A 15,823-nucleotide genomic window follows, 5' to 3' on the forward strand; every position below is an offset into this window, starting at 1 on the left:
CACCGGCGTGTCGAATGGTGAGACATTATTGTCCGGAGAGCGAGATGAGAGGGGGGTGAACGCCCTGGGGGCGGGGTCGCCCGGGCAGGCGAAGGCCGCGGACGGTCATGTATGCGGACGAGATCGTCTCAGTGAATGGACCAGGAGCGAGATCGGGCGCCCTGGTGCTGATCGCGTCAGCCCGTCAGTTGGACGTTATTACCCGTGACCGAGACGTCTATGCCGTCCTTGGTGGTCTCCACCTTGTCGAGCCGCATGCCGGTGGGCAGTCCCTCGATCTTCCGCTCGATGTCGGCCTTCTCGCGCACCTTGTCCTCCCACTGGGGGATGCTGCCGCCCGGGATGGACTCGGCGTGCAGCCGGATGGTGGTCCCGTTCACGATGGTGACCTGGGAGTGGGCGGTGAGGCTGAGGCCCAGCAGACTGCCGGTGATCTTGACCTTGTTGGACCCCGACGGGTCGTAGCCGACGGTCACCCCCGGACCGGCGGCCTGCGAGAGGTCCGCGTAGCTGATGTGGGCCGAGCCGGTGGCGCGGTCGGCGCTGGCCGAGGAGAAGCTGCCCGAGATGCGGACGTTGTGCAGCTTCGCGTCGAGCTCGGTGACCCGGACGCTGCGGCCGTCCCCCGTGGCCGTGGTCAGCCCGTCCACATCGACGTCGACCTCGTCCAGCTCCTTGCCCGCGACCTGGGTGAGGAAGGGGAAGCCCTTGATCGAGACATTGGGCGTGGTGGTCAGGCCCTGCGAACTCTTGATCTTGTCTGCGGCCTTCGACTCCGCGATGTACACCGCGATGCGGTCGGCGGCCACGAAGAGGCCGCCGAGTATCACGACGACGATCAAGGTGATGCGTAGTGCGCGCATGTGCGTGGGTCCCCCAGGCTCTTGCTCAGGCCCTCGCCTGAGGCTGCGAGCCTATCCGGAGCGGCCGAGCGGGAGCCGGGGAGTCAGCCCAGTGCGCGGCCGATCACATAGACCACGGGGGCCGCGGCCGCGAGCGGCAGCGCCACGCCGGCCGTCATGTGAACGAAGCGCGAGGGGTAGTCGTAGCTGGCGACCCGGTGGCCGATCAGCGCGCACGCCCCGGCCGCGAACCCGAGCAGGGCGGCAGTGGAGGTGCCCGTTCCGGTGAGCTGTCCGGCCCCGACCCCAGCGCCCGTGGCGGCCGCCAGCGCGACCACGACGGCGGCGGCGGTCGGCAGCGGCAGCGCCCGGACGAGCACGGCCACGGCGACGGCGGCCGCCCCCACCACGACGGCGTCCGAGGACTCGGCGACGGCGGCCAGATGGCCGGCCGCGAGGACCGTAAGGGCCGTGGACGCCACAGCGGCCGTGAGCCCGTACAGCCGCTCGTCCGCGGAGGCGTGGCTGCGCAGCTGGAGGATGACCACCAGCAGCAGCCAGACGCCGATGGTGCCGATGAGGACCGTCGGGGCGTGCGCGGGCTCGGTGGCGAGCAGGCCGATGCTGGCGGCCAGACCGCCCGCGTAGGCGAGCGCGATGCCCTGCCGGGCGGGCCACATGCCGTTCAGCCGGAACCAGCCGGCCGCCGTGACCGCCTGCAGCACCGCCACCACGACGGCGACCGCCGGGCGGCCCAGCGGCGCGGTGGCCGCGAGCAGGCCGGCGAGCACGGCGGTCAGGGCGGCGGGGACGAACCCTGGGGGGAGGATCTGCGGACGGCCCTCGGCGCGGGCCTTCTCGGCGGCGGTGAGCGGCCGGTCCGGCTGCGGGGCGGGCGGCTCGGCGGTCGCGGTTGCCGTCGCGGCGGCGGGCGCGGCCTGTGGCTGCGTCTGTGCGTGCTGCGTCTGTGCGTGCTGGGCTTGTGCCGGGTGCCGGGGCTGGACCTGGTGCTGGGCGGCGGGCTGGTACGGGTGCTGCTGCTGATCCCAGCCCTGGGCGTACTGGCCCTGGTGGCCCTGGTGGCCCTGGTGGCCCTGGTGTCCCTGCTGCGGGTGCTGCCCCTGGTGCGCCTGGTGTCCCTGCTGCGGGTGCTGCCCCTGGTGCGCCTGTTGGCCCTGGTGCCCTTGCTGGGCGGCGTAAGGATCCGCGTACGGCTGCTGCTGCTGGTACTGCTGCTGCGGGTGCTGGTACTGCTGCGGCTGGGCCCGGGGGTACCCCTGCTGCTGCGGATGGCCCTCGTACCCCGGCCAGTCGGCCGGCTGCTGGCCGCCGCCCTGGCCGTGGTCGCCGTTGCCCGGGCCGCGATTGCCGCCGTAAGGATGCGCGTTCTGGTCGTATCCGCCGTAAGGAGCCTCGTACGACCCGTACGGGGGATGCGGCGGCTGCTGGTTCTGTTGGTGGGGCTCGTGGGACTCGTTGGGCTGGTGCGGCTGGTTGCTCATGAGCTCGGGGTTCACCCTCCTGCGAACGGCGGGAGCACCTCGACCGTGCCGCCCTCGGCGAGTTGGATCGTCTTGTGGTCGCGGGTGCCGACCGGGGTTCCGTCGACCAGGAACGAACAGCGCAGCAGGACCCGCGCGAACTCCGGCCGAGCGGTGTGCCGCTCCCGGGCCACCTCGAGTGCTTCCGCCAGTGTCCGCGCGGTGTACGGCTCCTCCGCGGTACCGGCCGCGGCGCGGGCTGCGGCCCAGTACCGGATGGTCCCGGCGGGCGTGTTCTTCATCGCCATCGCGATCCCTTTCCCGTCATCTGCCGCCTCCATGATGACGGGTGCGGGCCCGCGCCATGGACCACGCGCGGTTCGTCGAAAATACGGCCGGTTCGGGGCGTGAGTCACTTAAGGTTTCGGTGTGCTGGTACGACTGATACGGGCGTATCTGAGGCCCTATACCCGAACGATCACGCTGATCGTTTTATTGCAGCTGGTGCAGACCCTCGCCACTCTCTACCTCCCCGCGCTGAACGCGGACATCATCGACGGCGGAGTGGTGAAGGGCGACACCGGCTACATCGTCCGAGTCGGCGGGCTGATGATCGCCGTCACGTTTGTTCAGATCGTGTGCGCCGCGGGAGCCGTCTACTTCAGCGCCCGCACGTCCATGGCGCTCGGCCGCGATGTGCGGGCCGCCGTCTTCGACCGGGTTCAGTCCTTCTCCGCCCGTGAGATGGGCCACTTCGGGGCGCCGTCCCTGATCACCCGTACCACCAACGATGTGCAGCAGGTGCAGATGCTGTGCCTGATGGCGTTCACCCTGATGGTCTCGGCGCCGATCATGTGCGTCGGCGGTGTGGTCATGGCACTCAACCAGGACGTTCCGCTGTCGGGGCTGCTCCTGCTCATCGTTCCGGTCCTGGGCGTGGTCGTCACGTTCATCGTCCGCCGGATGCGGCCGCTGTTCCGCCATGTCCAGGAGCGCATCGACACGGTCAACCGGGTGCTGCGCGAGCAGATCACCGGTATCCGGGTCATCCGCGCCTTCGTCCGCGACACCCATGAGCGCAACCGCTTCACCGCCGCCAACACCGGGCTGATGGACGTCTCGCTGCGGGCCGGACGGCTGATGTCGCTGATGTTCCCCGCCGTGATGCTGGTGGTGAACGTCTCCAGCGTGGCCGTCGTCTGGTTCGGCGGGCACCGGATCGACAGCGGCGGGATGCAGATCGGCGCGCTGACCGCGTTCCTCAGCTATCTGGCGCAGATTCTGTCGTCCGTGATGATGGCCACCTTCATGTTCATGATGGTGCCGAGGGCCGAGGTGTGCGCCGAGCGCGTACAGGAGGTGCTGGACACCGAGACCAGTGTCGTACCGCCGCTCGTGCCCGTCGCGGCCACTCCTTCCGACGCCGGACAGGGGCTGCTGGAGCTGCGGGGCGTGGAGTTCCGCTTCCCCGGCGCCGACGAGCCGGTGCTGCGCGACATCTCGCTGATCGCCCGGCCCGGCCGGACCACCGCCGTCATCGGCTCCACCGGCAGCGGTAAGTCGACCCTGCTCGGGCTGGTGCCGCGGCTGTTCGACGCGACCGACGGCAGCGTCCACATCGACGGGGTGGATGTGCGCGACCTGGACCCGGAGGTGATGACCCGGACCATCGGGCTCGTCCCGCAGAAGCCATATCTCTTCGCCGGGACCGTCGCCTCGAACCTGCGGTACGGCAATCCCGACGCCACCGACGAGGAGCTGTGGCGGGCCCTGGAGACCGCTCAGGCACGGGAGTTCGTGGAGTCCATGGAGGGCGGGCTCGACGCCCCGATCGCCCAGGGCGGAACCAATGTGTCCGGCGGGCAGCGGCAGCGGCTGGCGATCGCCCGCGCCCTGGTCCGCAAGCCGTCCGTCTACCTCTTCGACGACTCCTTCTCCGCGCTCGACTACGCCACCGACGCCCGGCTGAGGGCGGCGCTCGTGGAGGAGACCGAGAACGCGACGGTCGTCATCGTCGCCCAGCGGGTGTCCACCATCCGGGGCGCCGATCTGATCGTGGTGCTCGACGCGGGGCGGATCGTCGGCGCCGGTACCCACGGCGAGCTGATGGCCGGCAACGAGACCTACCGCGAGATCGTGCTCTCCCAGCTCACCGAACAGGAAGCGGCATGAGCGACGCACGCGCGGCCACTGAGCCGCAGAAGACGACGAAAGTCGCACCTCTGAGCCGCGTGGGCGACCGTCACATCAGCTGCCGGCGCAGCGGGGCGAACGCAAGGGGCACGGCATGAGCGGCACCTCGGCACCCCGCAGGGGCCCGGCGCCCGCCGCCGGGCCCGGCCGCTTCATGGGCGGGCAGCCGACCGAGCGGTCCCTGGACTTCCGCGGCTCCGGCCGCCGGCTGCTGGCCCGGCTCCGCCCCCAGCGCGGTATCGCGCTGCTGGTGCTCGCGCTGGGCACGTGCAGCGTCGCGCTCGCGGTGATGGGTCCGAAGATCCTCGGCGAGGCGACCGACCTGATCTTCGCGGGCCTGATCGGACGGCAGCTTCCCGACGGGGCCAGCAAGGAGCAGGCCGTCCAGTGGCTGCGCGACAGGGACCAGGGCACGGTCGCCGACATGGTCGCCTCGATGGACGTCACCCCCGGCCAGGGCATCGACTTCCACGCGGTCGGCATCGTGCTGCTGTGGGCCACGGCGCTGTACGTCGTCGCCTCGCTCCTGGGCCTGGTGCAGGCGCGGGTGGCCACGGCCATCGTCCAGCGCGCCGTCTTCCGGCTGCGCGAGGACGTGGAGCACAAGCTGGCGCGGCTGCCGCTGTCGTACTTCGACAAGCAGTCGCGCGGTGAGGTGCTCTCGCGCGCCACCAACGACATCGACAACATCCAGCAGACGCTGCAGCAGACCCTCAGCCAGATTCTGGCCTCGCTGCTGACGATCGTGGGCGTGCTGGCGATGATGTTCTGGATCTCGCCGCTGCTGGCGCTGGTGGCGCTGATCACCGTCCCGGTCTCGGTGTGGGTGACGACGCGTATCGGCAAGCGCGCCCAGCCGCAGTTCGTCACCCAGTGGAAGACCACGGGCAAGCTCAACGCCCATATCGAGGAGATGTACACCGGCCACTCGCTGGTGAAGGTCTTCGGGCGGGAGAAGGAGTCCGCGGAGCTGTTCCGGGAGCAGAACGACAAGCTCTACGCGGCCGGCTTCCGGGCCCAGTCCATCTCCGGGCTGATCCAGCCCTCGATGATGTTCATCGGGAACCTCAACTATGTGCTGGTGGCCGTGGTCGGCGGGCTCCGGGTGGCCTCCGGTGCGCTGTCGATCGGCGATGTCCAGGCGTTCGTCCAGTACTCCCGGCAGTTCAGCCAGCCGCTCACCCAGGTGGCCTCGATGGCCAACCTGGTGCAGTCGGGCGTGGCCTCCGCCGAGCGGGTCTTCGAGCTGCTGGACGCGCCGGAGCAGAGCGCGGAGCCGGTGGACGCGCGGCGGCCGGAGGCGGTGCGGGGGCAGGTCGCGTTCGAGGAGGTCTCCTTCCGCTACCAGCCGGACACGCCGCTCATCGACGGTCTGTCGCTGTCGGTGCGGCCGGGGCAGACCGTGGCCATCGTCGGGCCGACCGGCGCCGGAAAGACCACACTGGTCAATCTGCTGATGCGGTTCTACGAGGTCAGCGGCGGGCGGATCACGCTGGACGGGGTGGACATCGCCGAGATGTCGCGGGAGGAGCTGCGCTCCCATATCGGGATGGTGCTGCAGGACACCTGGTTGTTCGGCGGGACGATCGCCGAGAACATCGCGTACGGCGCGCAAGGGGCGAGCTTCGAGAAGATCGTCGAGGCGGCGAAGGCCACCTATGTGGACCGCTTCGTACGGACCCTGCCGGACGGCTACGACTCGGTGATCGACGAGGAGGGCTCCAATGTCAGCGCGGGGGAGAAGCAGCTGATCACGATCGCCAGGGCGTTCCTCTCGGAGCCGTCGATCCTGGTGCTGGACGAGGCCACCAGCTCGGTCGACACCCGTACCGAGGTCCTCATCCAGCGGGCGATGGCGTCGCTGCGGAGCGGCCGTACCAGCTTCGTGATCGCGCACCGGCTGTCGACCATCCGGGACGCGGACGTGATCCTGGTGATGGAGTCGGGGCGGATCGTGGAACAGGGCTCGCATGACGCGCTGCTCGCGGCGGGCGGTGCGTACGCCCGGCTGTACGCGTCCCAGTTCGCCGAGCCGGTGGCGGAGGCCGAATAGGTGGGGCCGCCCCCTCAGGCGTGGGCCGCCGCCCAGTCGGCGATGCGGGTCAGCAGGGCGGGGGAGGCGGCGGTCTCGGCGTGGCCGAAGCCCGGTTCGATCCACAGCTCCGAGGCGGACGGGTCCGCCGCCGACGCCAGCATCCGCGGATGGTCCAGCGGGAAGTACGGATCCCGGTCGCCGTGCACGATCAGCAGCGGCGTCGGCGCGATCAGCGGCGCGGCGGCCACCGGGGAGAGCGGATCGACGTCCCAGCCGCGGGGGTCGATCCGGGTGCGCAGCCCGTAGCGGGAGACCAGGCGGCCCGCGGGCCGGGTGACCGCCCAGTGGACCCGCCGCATGGGCGCGGTGCCCCGGTAGTACCAGCGGGCGGGTGCGCTCACCGCGACCACGGCATCGGGCGCGGCACCGTCGGCCGCCTGGCCGGGCGCGCCCGGCGCCTCCCCGTCCGTCTCCGCGGGTGCCGGGTCCGTGCGCCCCGGTGAGCGCCCTGTGCGCTCCCCATCGTGTGCGATTTGCACCGGCTGGATTTTATTGTTCTTCCCGTACAGCGCCGCCTGCCGGATCACCACCGACCCGCCCATCGAGAAGCCGACCGTGGCGACCCGCCGATGCCCGAGGCGGCGCGCCCAGCGCACCGCGGCGGCCAGGTCCAGCACCTCGCGATCGCCGACCGTGGACCGTCCGCCGGACCGGCCATGGCCCCGGAACGAGAACGTGATCACGGCCGTACGCTGGGCAAACGCCGACGCCACCCGCCGCAGCGCGGGGCGCTCCAGGGCGCCGGTGAACCCGTGCCCGACCACCGTCACGAGATGGTCGCAGGGTTCGGTGCCGGGCGTCGGGGAAGGCTCGTACAGCGCCTCGATCGAGACGCCGTCATCGGTCAGCAGCGTGGCCCGCAGCTCCCTCGTGATGACCTTGGAAGGACAACGCGGAGCAGATTGAGCCTCTCGGGCACATGTCATGTGGGTTATTCTGCTGTGAAGAGGATCCGGGCAACGTAGCCCCCGGGTCCTTTTGTGCTTTCGGGGCGTGATGCGCGTTTGAGCGCACCGTCGCTCCAAGGGTGCGGAGCGTGACCGTACGAAGTAGTAGCCGCAGACTCCCCCGGGCGCTGCCCGGGAGGTGCCCCTCTCGCAAGGGACCGAGGAGGAACCGACGTAATGGGCGAGCGAAGCGTGCACAACCTCGAGAACATGGCCGGGGCGGGTGGTGGACGATGAGTTCCCTCCTGCTGCTGACCAACGCACTCCAGCCTTCGACGGAGGTGCTCCCCGCCCTCGGCCTCCTGCTGCACGGCGTGCGGGTGGCTCCCGCCGAAGGCCCGGCCCTGGTGGACACGCCGGGAGCCGATGTCATCCTGATCGACGGCCGCCGCGACCTGCCGCAGGTGCGCAGCCTGTGCCAGCTGCTGCGGTCCACCGGCCCCGGCTGTCCGCTGATCCTGGTGGTCACCGAGGGCGGGCTCGCCGCCGTCACCGCCGACTGGGGCGTCGACGACGTCCTGCTGGACACCGCGGGCCCGGCGGAGGTCGAGGCCCGGCTGCGGCTGGCCATGGGCCGCCAGCAGATCACCACCGACGACAGCCCGATGGAGATCCGCAACGGCGATCTGTCGGTCGACGAGGCCACGTACAGCGCCAAGCTCAAGGGTCGTGTGCTCGATCTCACATTCAAGGAGTTCGAGCTGCTGAAGTATCTCGCCCAGCACCCCGGCCGGGTCTTCACCCGGGCGCAGCTCCTGCAGGAGGTCTGGGGCTACGACTACTTCGGCGGCACCCGCACTGTGGACGTCCATGTCCGGCGGCTGCGCGCCAAGCTGGGCCCGGAGCACGAGTCCCTGATCGGCACCGTGCGGAACGTGGGCTACCGCTTCGTCGCGCCGGAGAAGGTCGAGCGCGCCGCCGAGGAGGCCCGGGCCAAGGCCGCGGCGCGGGGCGTGGCCGCGGGCGACACGGCGCGGGGCGAGCAGCCCGACGGGGCGTCCGGCTCCGCGGCGAGGGCCGCTGCCGCACGACCGGCCAACAGCTAGCTGGACCCGCGTAGACTTCGCGCGTGGCCAAGGTGACGCGGGATGATGTGGCAAGGCTTGCGGGGACTTCGACCGCGGTCGTCAGTTACGTCATCAATAACGGACCCCGGCCGGTCGCCCCGGCCACGCGCGAGCGGGTGCTTGCCGCGATCAAGGAGCTCGGCTACCGGCCGGACCGGGTCGCGCAGGCGATGGCGAGCCGCCGGACCGATCTCATAGGGCTGATCGTTCCGGACGCCCGGCAGCCGTTCTTCGCGGAGATGGCACACGCCGTCGAGCAGGCGGCCGCCGAGCGCGGAAAGATGGTGCTGGTCGGCAACTCCGACTACCTCGACGAGCGCGAAGTGCACTATCTGCGTGCCTTCCTGGGGATGCGGGTGTCCGGGCTGATCCTCATCAGCCAGGGCCCGAGTGAGAACGCGGCGGCCGAGATCGAGGCGTGGGACGCCCGGGTGGTGCTGTTGCACGAGCGGCCCGAGGCGATCGACGACGTGGCGGTGGTGCTGGACGACGTCGGCGGCGCGCAGCTGGCGGTGCGGCATCTGCTGGAGCACGGCCATGACTACGTGGCCTGCCTCGGCGGCACCGAGATAACCCCGACCGTCGGCGACCCCGTCACCGACCACGTCGAGGGCTGGCGCCGCGCGATGCACGAGGCGGGCCGCCCCACGGAGGGGCGGCTCTTCCAGGCCCCGTACAACCGGTACGACGCCTATAAGGTCGCCCTCGAGCTGCTGGCCGGCCCCGACCGGCCACCGGCCATCTTCTGCGCCACCGACGACCAGGCTTTCGGGGTGCTGCGGGCCGCGCGTGAGCTGCGGATCGAGGTCCCCGGGGAGCTGGCGGTGGCCGGCTTCGACGACGTGAAGGAAGCCCACCTCACCGACCCCCCGCTGACCACGGTCGGCTCCGACCGCCCCGCGATGGCGCGCGCCGCGGTCGATCTGGTGCTGGACGACGGCGTCCGCCTGGCGAGCTCCCGCCGCGAGCGGGTCAAGCAGTTCCCGTCGGCACTGGTGGTCCGTCACTCCTGCGGCTGCGCCTAGCGCGGAGCGCTTCTGCCCGGGTCGGGGCCCTGGGGCCCCGACGGCCCCCTGTCGTCTTCGCCGTCCGGCGGGATTGGCCCGGCGGGCCGGTTGTGCTGTGCGGTGTGGGCTGCTTTCCCGGCGGGCTGCGCCCGCGCGCTGTGGGGCCCTGCGCCCCCGCGAACGGGTGCCATGCGCGGCGCGCGCCCGCCCAGCGGCCTCCCCGGCGGGGAGATTCGCGCCTGGCGAGGCTGGTGATCCCGGCGTTCCGTGGCTGGGTCCCGACGTTCGAGGAGGCGCCGCGCCCTCCGGGGCGGAGTGTCCGTCTGACGGCGGCGTGCCGGTGGGGCGCGACGTCCATGTTCTGCGGACGGACCTCGCTGACCTGCGGTGCGACTGAGGGGTTCGGGGGCGGCGGAGCCCGAGGGTTACGACGTTCCTCGGCGCCCGCAGGCGCGCCCCTGCTCGCCGCCTTATGTCGGGCATACCGACTTCTGGTGGGGTTCTCAGCGGGCACTCAGGGGACTCTCATACTTCGGCCGCACAGTCATAGACATGACGGACAGCACACGCCGTAGCGGCGCAGACGAGCCCTATCCCTTCTCGTACGGCGGTGGTGCGGGGTATCCCGATCCGCCCGCGTATGAGCCTCAGCAGGCGGTCACCACACCGTCCGGGGTCACCGTGTGGCCGAGTGGTGGCAGTGGTGGTGGGGGCGGGGTCGGAGGGGAGGGCGGTGCGGTCGCGGGTGAGGGGGCGCACGGTGGTGGAGGGCGGCGCAGGGCGCGGGCGTCGCGTCCGGTCGCGCTGATCGCGGCCGTGGCGGCGGTCTCGGCGCTCGTGGGCGGTGGGGCGGCCGCGCTGGTCACCAACGCCACGCAGAAGTCCGACACCACGGTCTCCACCCCGGTGGTCAACGCCAAATCCACCAGCAGCAGCGGGGTTTCGGCGGTCGCGGCGGCCGTCAGCCCCAGCATCGTGGAGGTCAGCGCGAGTGGCACCAGCGGTCAGTCCACCGGGTCCGGCGTGGTCATCACCAGCGGCGGCGAGGTCATCACCAACAACCATGTGGTCTCCGGCGCCGACTCGATCAAGGTGACCTTCAGCGACGGCAGTAAGAAGACCGCGACCGTCGTCGGCACCGACAGCAAGAAGGACCTCGCGCTGATCAAGGTGGAGGGCGCGAGCGGGCTCAAGGCCGCGGCCCTCGGCGACTCCAGCAAGGTCACCGTGGGCGACCAGGTCGTGGCCATCGGCTCGCCGGAGGGGCTCACGGGCACCGTCACCAGCGGCATCGTCTCCGCGCTCGACCGCGACGTCACCGTCTCCACGGACCAGAGCCAGGGCCAGGGCGGTCAGGGGCAGGGCGGCGGCGGTCAGTGGCCCTTCGAGTTCGGCGGCGGCCGGTACAACGGCGACGTCGGCGAGTCGACCACCACCTACAAGGCCCTCCAGACCGATGCCTCGCTCAACCCGGGCAACTCCGGCGGCGCGCTGATCAACATGAGCGGCCAGGTCATCGGCATCAACTCCGCGATGTACTCCGCGGCCTCGGGCCAGAGCTCCAGCAGCGCGGGCAGCGTCGGCCTCGGCTTCTCGATCCCGATCAACACGGTCAAGTCCGATCTCGCCTCCCTGCGCTCGGGCGGCAGTGACGGCAACGTCTGACCGACCCACGTGCGAGGCTGGCAGCAGCGCGGCGGAGCAGCGACGGAGCCATTCCCGCGGAGCGGCTCGCTCGGCAGCGCGGCCACCTCCCCGCCCACCGTCATCGTGATCGTGAAGGAAATCGACCCATGAGCCCCGCCGACCACGGCGATCAGCCCGCCCGCATCCTGATCGTCGACGACGAGCCGGCCGTCCGGGAAGCCCTGCAGCGCAGCCTCGTCTTCGAGGGCTACGCGACCGAGACCGCCGTGGACGGACTGGACGCGCTGGACAAGGTCGGCTCCTACGACCCCGAGCTGATCGTGCTCGATGTGCTGATGCCCCGGATGGACGGGCTGACCGCCGCGCGGCGGCTGCGCGCCACCGGGGTGACGCTGCCCATCCTCATGCTCACCGCGCGGGACACGGTCGGCGACCGGGTCACCGGGCTCGACGCGGGCGCGGACGACTACCTCGTCAAACCCTTCGAACTGGACGAACTGCTGGCCCGCATCCGCGCCCTGCTGCGCCGTAGCTCCTACGCGGGCCGGCAGGGCGCGGCGCTCCCCGAAGGGGACGTGATGGCCTTCGGCGATCTGCGGATGGACCTGACCACCCGCGACGTCACCCGGGGCGGGCGCCGCGTCGAGCTGACGCGTACCGAGTTCACCCTGCTGGAGATGTTCCTGGCCCATCCCCGTCAGGTGCTCACCCGTGAGCAGATCCTCAAGGCGGTGTGGGGCTTCGACTTCGAGCCGTCGTCCAACTCGCTGGACGTGTACGTGATGTATCTGCGCCGTAAGACCGAGGCGGGCGGCGAGCCGCGACTCGTGCACACCGTGCGCGGGGTGGGGTATGTGCTGCGGCCCGCGGAGGGCGATCCCTCGTGAGGTTCCACAGACTGCCGCTGCGCTCGCGGCTGGCCCTGCTGACCGCGGTGGCCGTCGCGGTGGCGGTGGCGGTGTCCGCGTTCGCGTGCTGGCTGATCGTCCGGGAACAGCTCAGCGCCCAACTCGACTCCTCCCTCCGGAACGTCAAGGTGGACGAGCGCAATGTGCTGAGCATCCTGGAGGCGTGCCAGAGCCCCGGGGGCGCCGACGGCCACACCCCGCGCGCCCTCGGCTCGTACTCCGTGCAGATCGTGCTGGCCGACGGGAGCCGCTGCACCCAGCCCGGGGCGACCCAGCTCCCGGTGACCACCGCCGATGTGGAGGTGGCCGTCGGACAGCGGCCGAGCGCGCTGCATGACGCGACGGGCGCGGGCGGCGGGGACATGCGGGTGTACACCTACCGGCCGACCGAGGGCCCCGGCAGCCCGCTGCCGCGGGGGATCGCCGTCTCCATGGCCCGCCCGCTGAGCGAGGTCGAGCATCCGCTGGGCACGCTCACCCTCGTCCTCGCCGTCGTCGCCGGGGTCGGCGTCGTCGGCGCGGGCGCCGCGGGCCTGTGGATCGCCAGGACCGGGCTCAAGCCCGTGGACCGGCTGACCGAGGCGGTCGAGCACGTGGCCCGCACCGAGGATCTGGCCGTCCGCATTCCGGCGGACGGCGATGACGAGATCGCCCGGCTGTCCCGGTCGTTCAACTCCATGACGGCGGCCCTCGCCTCCTCCCGCGACCGTCAGCAGCAGCTCATCGCGGACGCCGGACATGAGCTGCGCACCCCGCTCACCTCGCTGCGGACCAATATCGAACTGCTCGCCCGCAGCGAGGAGACCGGCCGCGCGCTGCCGCCCGCCGACCGTAAGGCGCTCATGGGGAGCGTCAAGGCGCAGATGACCGAGCTGGCCGCGCTGATCGGCGATCTGCAGGAGCTGTCCCGGCCCGACGCCCTGCCCGGCAGCGGACCCCCGCAGGTGATCGCCCTGCACGAGGTGGCGCGGACGGCCCTGGAGCGGGCCCGGCTGCGCGGTGCGCATCTCACGATCAACGCCTCGATCGAGCCCTGGTACGTCCGCGGCGAGGCGGCCACGTTGGAGCGGTCGCTGGTCAATCTCCTCGACAACGCCGTGAAGTTCAGCCCTTCGGGTGGTGTGGTCGACGTCGTCCTCAGAAACGGAGAGGTAAGGGTGCGCGACCATGGCCCCGGCATCCCCGCCGAGGAACTGCCGCATGTCTTCGAGCGCTTCTGGCGCTCCCCGTCCGCCCGCAGCATGCCCGGTTCGGGCCTCGGCCTGTCGATCGTGGCCCGCACGGTCCAGCAGGCGGGCGGTCAGGTGGGGTTGGAGGCGGCCCCGGGCGGTGGCACGGTCGCCTGGATCAAGCTCCCGGGCGCGCCGACGGCTCCGCCGGGGATCGACGTCGGCTGAGCGCGGCCCCAGCCCGTTTCCGTCAGATCGGTCCGAGCCGGAGCGTCGGCTGAGGCCCGGTGTCGCTTGGGGAGCCGCCCACGGGGCCCTCCAATGAGCGGCCCTCCAATGAGCGGCCCTCCAAGGAGTCCTCCAGAGCGCCGTCCCCGGAGCCGTGCAGCCGGGCGTACGCGCCGTCCAGTGCCAGCAGTTCGCGATGCGTGCCGGTCTCCACCACCCGTCCGTGGTCCAGCACCAGGATGCGGTTCGCGTCCGGGGCCAGGTGCAGATCGTGGGTGATCATGAGCGTGGTGCGGCCGGACATCAGCCGCCGCAGCGGCCGGGCGACCCGCCGTGCGGCCAGCGCGTCCAGACCGGTGGTGGGCTCGTCCAGGAGGAGGACGGGCGCGTCGCGCAGCATCGCGCGGGCGATGGCGATGCGCTGCAGCTGGCCGCCGGACAGCCGCGCCGTATGCGGGTCGATCCGGGTGTCGTAGCCCGCGGGCAGGGCCGTGATGAAGTCGTGCGCGGCGGCGTCCCGCGCCGCCCGGACGATCTCGTGCTCGGCGGCCCCGGGGCGGCCGCAGGCGATGTTCTCGCGGATGGTGTCGTGCAGGATCAGGGTCTCCTGCGGCAGCAGCGTCACGTTCGCCCGCAGAAAGCCCAGCGGCATCGCGTACAGCGGGACGCCGTCGAGCCGCACATATCCCTCCGCCGGGTCGTAGAAGCGCGTCAGCAGCTTGGAGACGGTGGACTTGCCCGCCCCGCTCGCCCCGGTGATCAGCACGAACTCACCCGGCCGGGCGGTGAACGAGACGCCGGCCAGGCTGCGCCGGTCGCCGCCTGGGTAGCGGAAGCCGACCCGGTCGAACTCCACCGTGCCGTGCACCCGCCACGGCGCCACCGCGGCCCCCGGCGGCGGATCGCTCACGGCGGGCTCGGCGTCGAGGATCTCCAGCAGCCGCTCGGCGCCCGCGGTCGCGGCCGTAAGGGTGAGACCGAGCTGTCCGAGGTTGCGGATCGGCGGATAGAGATAGCCGAGGAAGGCGGCGAAGGCCAGCAGCTGCCCGATGGTCATCCGGTCCTGGGAGATCTCCCAGGCGCCGAGCCCGATCACGGCGAGCACGCACAGCGTCTCGATGACCTCGACCAACTGCTCGTACAGCTCGCTCATCCGGGCACCGGCCACCGACGCCCGCATCCACGCACGCGCCTCCCGGCCCAGCCGCCGCTCCTCGGCGTCCTTACGGTTGTACGCCTGCGTCAGCACGACGTTGCCGAGCGACTCCTCGACGACGGAGGTGATCGCGCCGTCGGCGACCCGTTCGTCCCTCGCCACCGAGCCGATCCGCCCGGAGAAACGCCGAGCCGCCAGCCAGAAGAGCGGTGCCAGGACGAAGGTGACCAGCGCCAGGTCCCAGCGGAGCTGGAAGGCGGCGACGGAGAAGAAGACCGTGCTGAAGAGGGCGGAGACGGTGCTCACCACCCCGGAGACCACCATCTGCTCGATGGACTCCACATCCCCCGTGAGGCGTTCGACCAGATCGCCCTGGCGGTGGCGCTGGAAGAAGTGCGGCGGCAGATCCTGCACATGCGCGAAGACCCGGGCCCGCAGCCGCAGTACGAACCGCTCGGCGGTCCATACGGCGAGCGAGTTGCCCGTATAGCCGACGGCCGCGCCGAGCACCGCGACCGCGAGCCACTGCGTGGCGGGGACCCAGAAGGCACCGAGCGAGCCCTGCCGCAAGGCGTTGTCGGTCAGATCGGAGAACAGCAGGATGGCGGCGGTCTCGGCGAGCGCCGCGGCGATGACACAGGCGCAGATGAGCACCAGCCAGCGCCGGTCGCCCCTGGTGAGCGGCCAGAACCGGCGGAACGCCTGCCGCGCGGGCAGCCGCGGGGCGGCCCCCTCGCCGCCGGGCTCGCCGTCCCCCGGGTCTACAGGCAGGTACTCCTCGGGGAGCTGCGGGGACGCCTTCGGCTGGTGACGACCGTAAGGGCGCGGCCGCCCGGCGCGCCGATGCCGGCCGAGGCCGGTGGCCGGGTCGGCCCCGAGCGCGCGCAGCTGCATGGTGGGCTGGTCTTCGTACGAGGTCACGGTCGGTCTCTCCCAGTCGGCTCCGGACACGGCCGAGGCGGGGGGGGGGGGGGGGGGGCCCGCCCCCCCCCCCCCGGGGGGGGGGGGGGGCCCCGGGGGGGGGCGGGGGGGGGGGGGGGGGGGGCGGTGGGGGGGGGGGGGGGGGGGGGGGGGGTTTTTTTT

Annotated in this window: 12 protein-coding genes; 7 read left to right on the forward strand and 5 right to left on the reverse strand. The window is 71.7% G+C overall.

From position 1 onward, the window contains the following. Nucleotides 1-176 precede the first annotated feature (176 nt). From ACFYOY_RS40040 to ACFYOY_RS40050, 3 genes are all read right to left on the reverse strand, one after another. Nucleotides 177-863 (reverse strand): DUF2993 domain-containing protein, encoded by a 687-nt coding sequence (locus tag ACFYOY_RS40040; protein ID WP_351901093.1) that lies wholly within the window; start codon nucleotides 861-863, stop codon nucleotides 177-179. Nucleotides 864-946: 83 nt separating this feature from the next. Beyond that, entirely contained in the window at nucleotides 947-2,344 is a 1,398-nt protein-coding gene (locus tag ACFYOY_RS40045) for a hypothetical protein (RefSeq protein ID WP_388592598.1), read from the reverse strand. Nucleotides 2,345-2,355: 11 nt separating this feature from the next. Continuing rightward, nucleotides 2,356-2,631, reverse strand: coding sequence for a MoaD/ThiS family protein (locus tag ACFYOY_RS40050; RefSeq protein WP_059145932.1), 276 nt, complete (start codon nucleotides 2,629-2,631; stop codon nucleotides 2,356-2,358). Nucleotides 2,632-2,752: 121 nt separating this feature from the next. Here ACFYOY_RS40050 and ACFYOY_RS40055 point away from each other — a divergent pair, with 121 nt between their 5' ends. Together ACFYOY_RS40055 and ACFYOY_RS40060 are read left to right on the forward strand one after the other, a co-directional pair. Then, a complete protein-coding gene (locus ACFYOY_RS40055) occupies nucleotides 2,753-4,495 on the forward strand; it encodes an ABC transporter ATP-binding protein (protein WP_388592601.1) in 1,743 nt (580 codons plus the stop codon). Nucleotides 4,496-4,610: 115 nt separating this feature from the next. Then, on the forward strand, nucleotides 4,611-6,569 hold the full coding sequence (locus ACFYOY_RS40060; protein ID WP_351901087.1) for an ABC transporter ATP-binding protein: 1,959 nt from the start codon (nucleotides 4,611-4,613) through the stop codon (nucleotides 6,567-6,569). 14 nt (nucleotides 6,570-6,583) lie between these two features. On the opposite strand, the gene ACFYOY_RS40065 is transcribed toward ACFYOY_RS40060, so the two are convergent. Then, nucleotides 6,584-7,537, reverse strand: coding sequence for an alpha/beta fold hydrolase (locus ACFYOY_RS40065; protein ID WP_351901085.1), 954 nt, complete (start codon nucleotides 7,535-7,537; stop codon nucleotides 6,584-6,586). A gap of 254 nt (nucleotides 7,538-7,791) precedes the next feature. Between ACFYOY_RS40065 and ACFYOY_RS40070 the strand changes: the two genes are divergently transcribed. The 5 genes from ACFYOY_RS40070 (at nucleotide 7,792) to ACFYOY_RS40090 (ending at nucleotide 13,584) form a co-directional block, all read left to right on the forward strand. Continuing rightward, complete coding sequence (locus ACFYOY_RS40070; protein WP_351901083.1) at nucleotides 7,792-8,604, forward strand: response regulator transcription factor; 813 nt, start codon at nucleotides 7,792-7,794, stop codon at nucleotides 8,602-8,604. A gap of 23 nt (nucleotides 8,605-8,627) precedes the next feature. Continuing rightward, nucleotides 8,628-9,650 (forward strand): LacI family DNA-binding transcriptional regulator, encoded by a 1,023-nt coding sequence (locus ACFYOY_RS40075; RefSeq protein WP_351901081.1) that lies wholly within the window; start codon nucleotides 8,628-8,630, stop codon nucleotides 9,648-9,650. A gap of 534 nt (nucleotides 9,651-10,184) precedes the next feature. Then, nucleotides 10,185-11,297, forward strand: coding sequence for a trypsin-like peptidase domain-containing protein (locus ACFYOY_RS40080; protein WP_351901079.1), 1,113 nt, complete (start codon nucleotides 10,185-10,187; stop codon nucleotides 11,295-11,297). 128 nt (nucleotides 11,298-11,425) lie between these two features. After that, the gene (locus tag ACFYOY_RS40085) at nucleotides 11,426-12,166 is read left to right on the forward strand and encodes a response regulator transcription factor (RefSeq protein WP_351901077.1); all 741 of its coding nucleotides are present in this window, start codon (nucleotides 11,426-11,428) and stop codon (nucleotides 12,164-12,166) included. Continuing rightward, nucleotides 12,163-13,584: a HAMP domain-containing sensor histidine kinase gene (locus tag ACFYOY_RS40090; protein ID WP_351901075.1), complete on the forward strand. Its 1,422-nt coding sequence runs from the start codon at nucleotides 12,163-12,165 to the stop codon at nucleotides 13,582-13,584. The genes ACFYOY_RS40085 and ACFYOY_RS40090 overlap by 4 nt, the downstream gene beginning before the upstream one ends. Nucleotides 13,585-13,606: 22 nt before the next feature. Here the strand turns inward: ACFYOY_RS40090 and ACFYOY_RS40095 are convergent, their stop codons facing one another. Then, on the reverse strand, nucleotides 13,607-15,634 hold the full coding sequence (locus tag ACFYOY_RS40095) for an ABC transporter ATP-binding protein (RefSeq protein WP_388592672.1): 2,028 nt from the start codon (nucleotides 15,632-15,634) through the stop codon (nucleotides 13,607-13,609). Nucleotides 15,635-15,823 lie beyond the last annotated feature (189 nt).

The sequence above is a fragment of the Streptomyces sp. NPDC007875 genome, assembly GCF_042868035.1.
In the GTDB taxonomy this organism is placed as follows: Bacteria; Actinomycetota; Actinomycetes; order Streptomycetales; family Streptomycetaceae; genus Streptomyces; species Streptomyces antimycoticus.

Excerpts from the sequence above, each read along its gene's own strand:
- ACFYOY_RS40085 (WP_351901077.1), top strand. The coding sequence starts at position 11,426 with ATGAGCCCCGCCGACCACGGCGATCAGCCCGCCCGCATCCTGATCGTC.
- ACFYOY_RS40070 (WP_351901083.1), top strand. The coding sequence starts at position 7,792 with ATGAGTTCCCTCCTGCTGCTGACCAACGCACTCCAGCCTTCGACGGAG.
- ACFYOY_RS40050 (WP_059145932.1), bottom strand. The coding sequence starts at position 2,631 with ATGGCGATGAAGAACACGCCCGCCGGGACCATCCGGTACTGGGCCGCA.
- ACFYOY_RS40065 (WP_351901085.1), bottom strand. The coding sequence starts at position 7,537 with ATGACATGTGCCCGAGAGGCTCAATCTGCTCCGCGTTGTCCTTCCAAG.
- ACFYOY_RS40060 (WP_351901087.1), top strand. The coding sequence starts at position 4,611 with ATGAGCGGCACCTCGGCACCCCGCAGGGGCCCGGCGCCCGCCGCCGGG.
- ACFYOY_RS40040 (WP_351901093.1), bottom strand. The coding sequence starts at position 863 with ATGCGCGCACTACGCATCACCTTGATCGTCGTCGTGATACTCGGCGGC.
- ACFYOY_RS40095 (WP_388592672.1), bottom strand. The coding sequence starts at position 15,634 with ATGCAGCTGCGCGCGCTCGGGGCCGACCCGGCCACCGGCCTCGGCCGG.
- ACFYOY_RS40045 (WP_388592598.1), bottom strand. The coding sequence starts at position 2,344 with ATGAGCAACCAGCCGCACCAGCCCAACGAGTCCCACGAGCCCCACCAA.
- ACFYOY_RS40080 (WP_351901079.1), top strand. The coding sequence starts at position 10,185 with ATGACGGACAGCACACGCCGTAGCGGCGCAGACGAGCCCTATCCCTTC.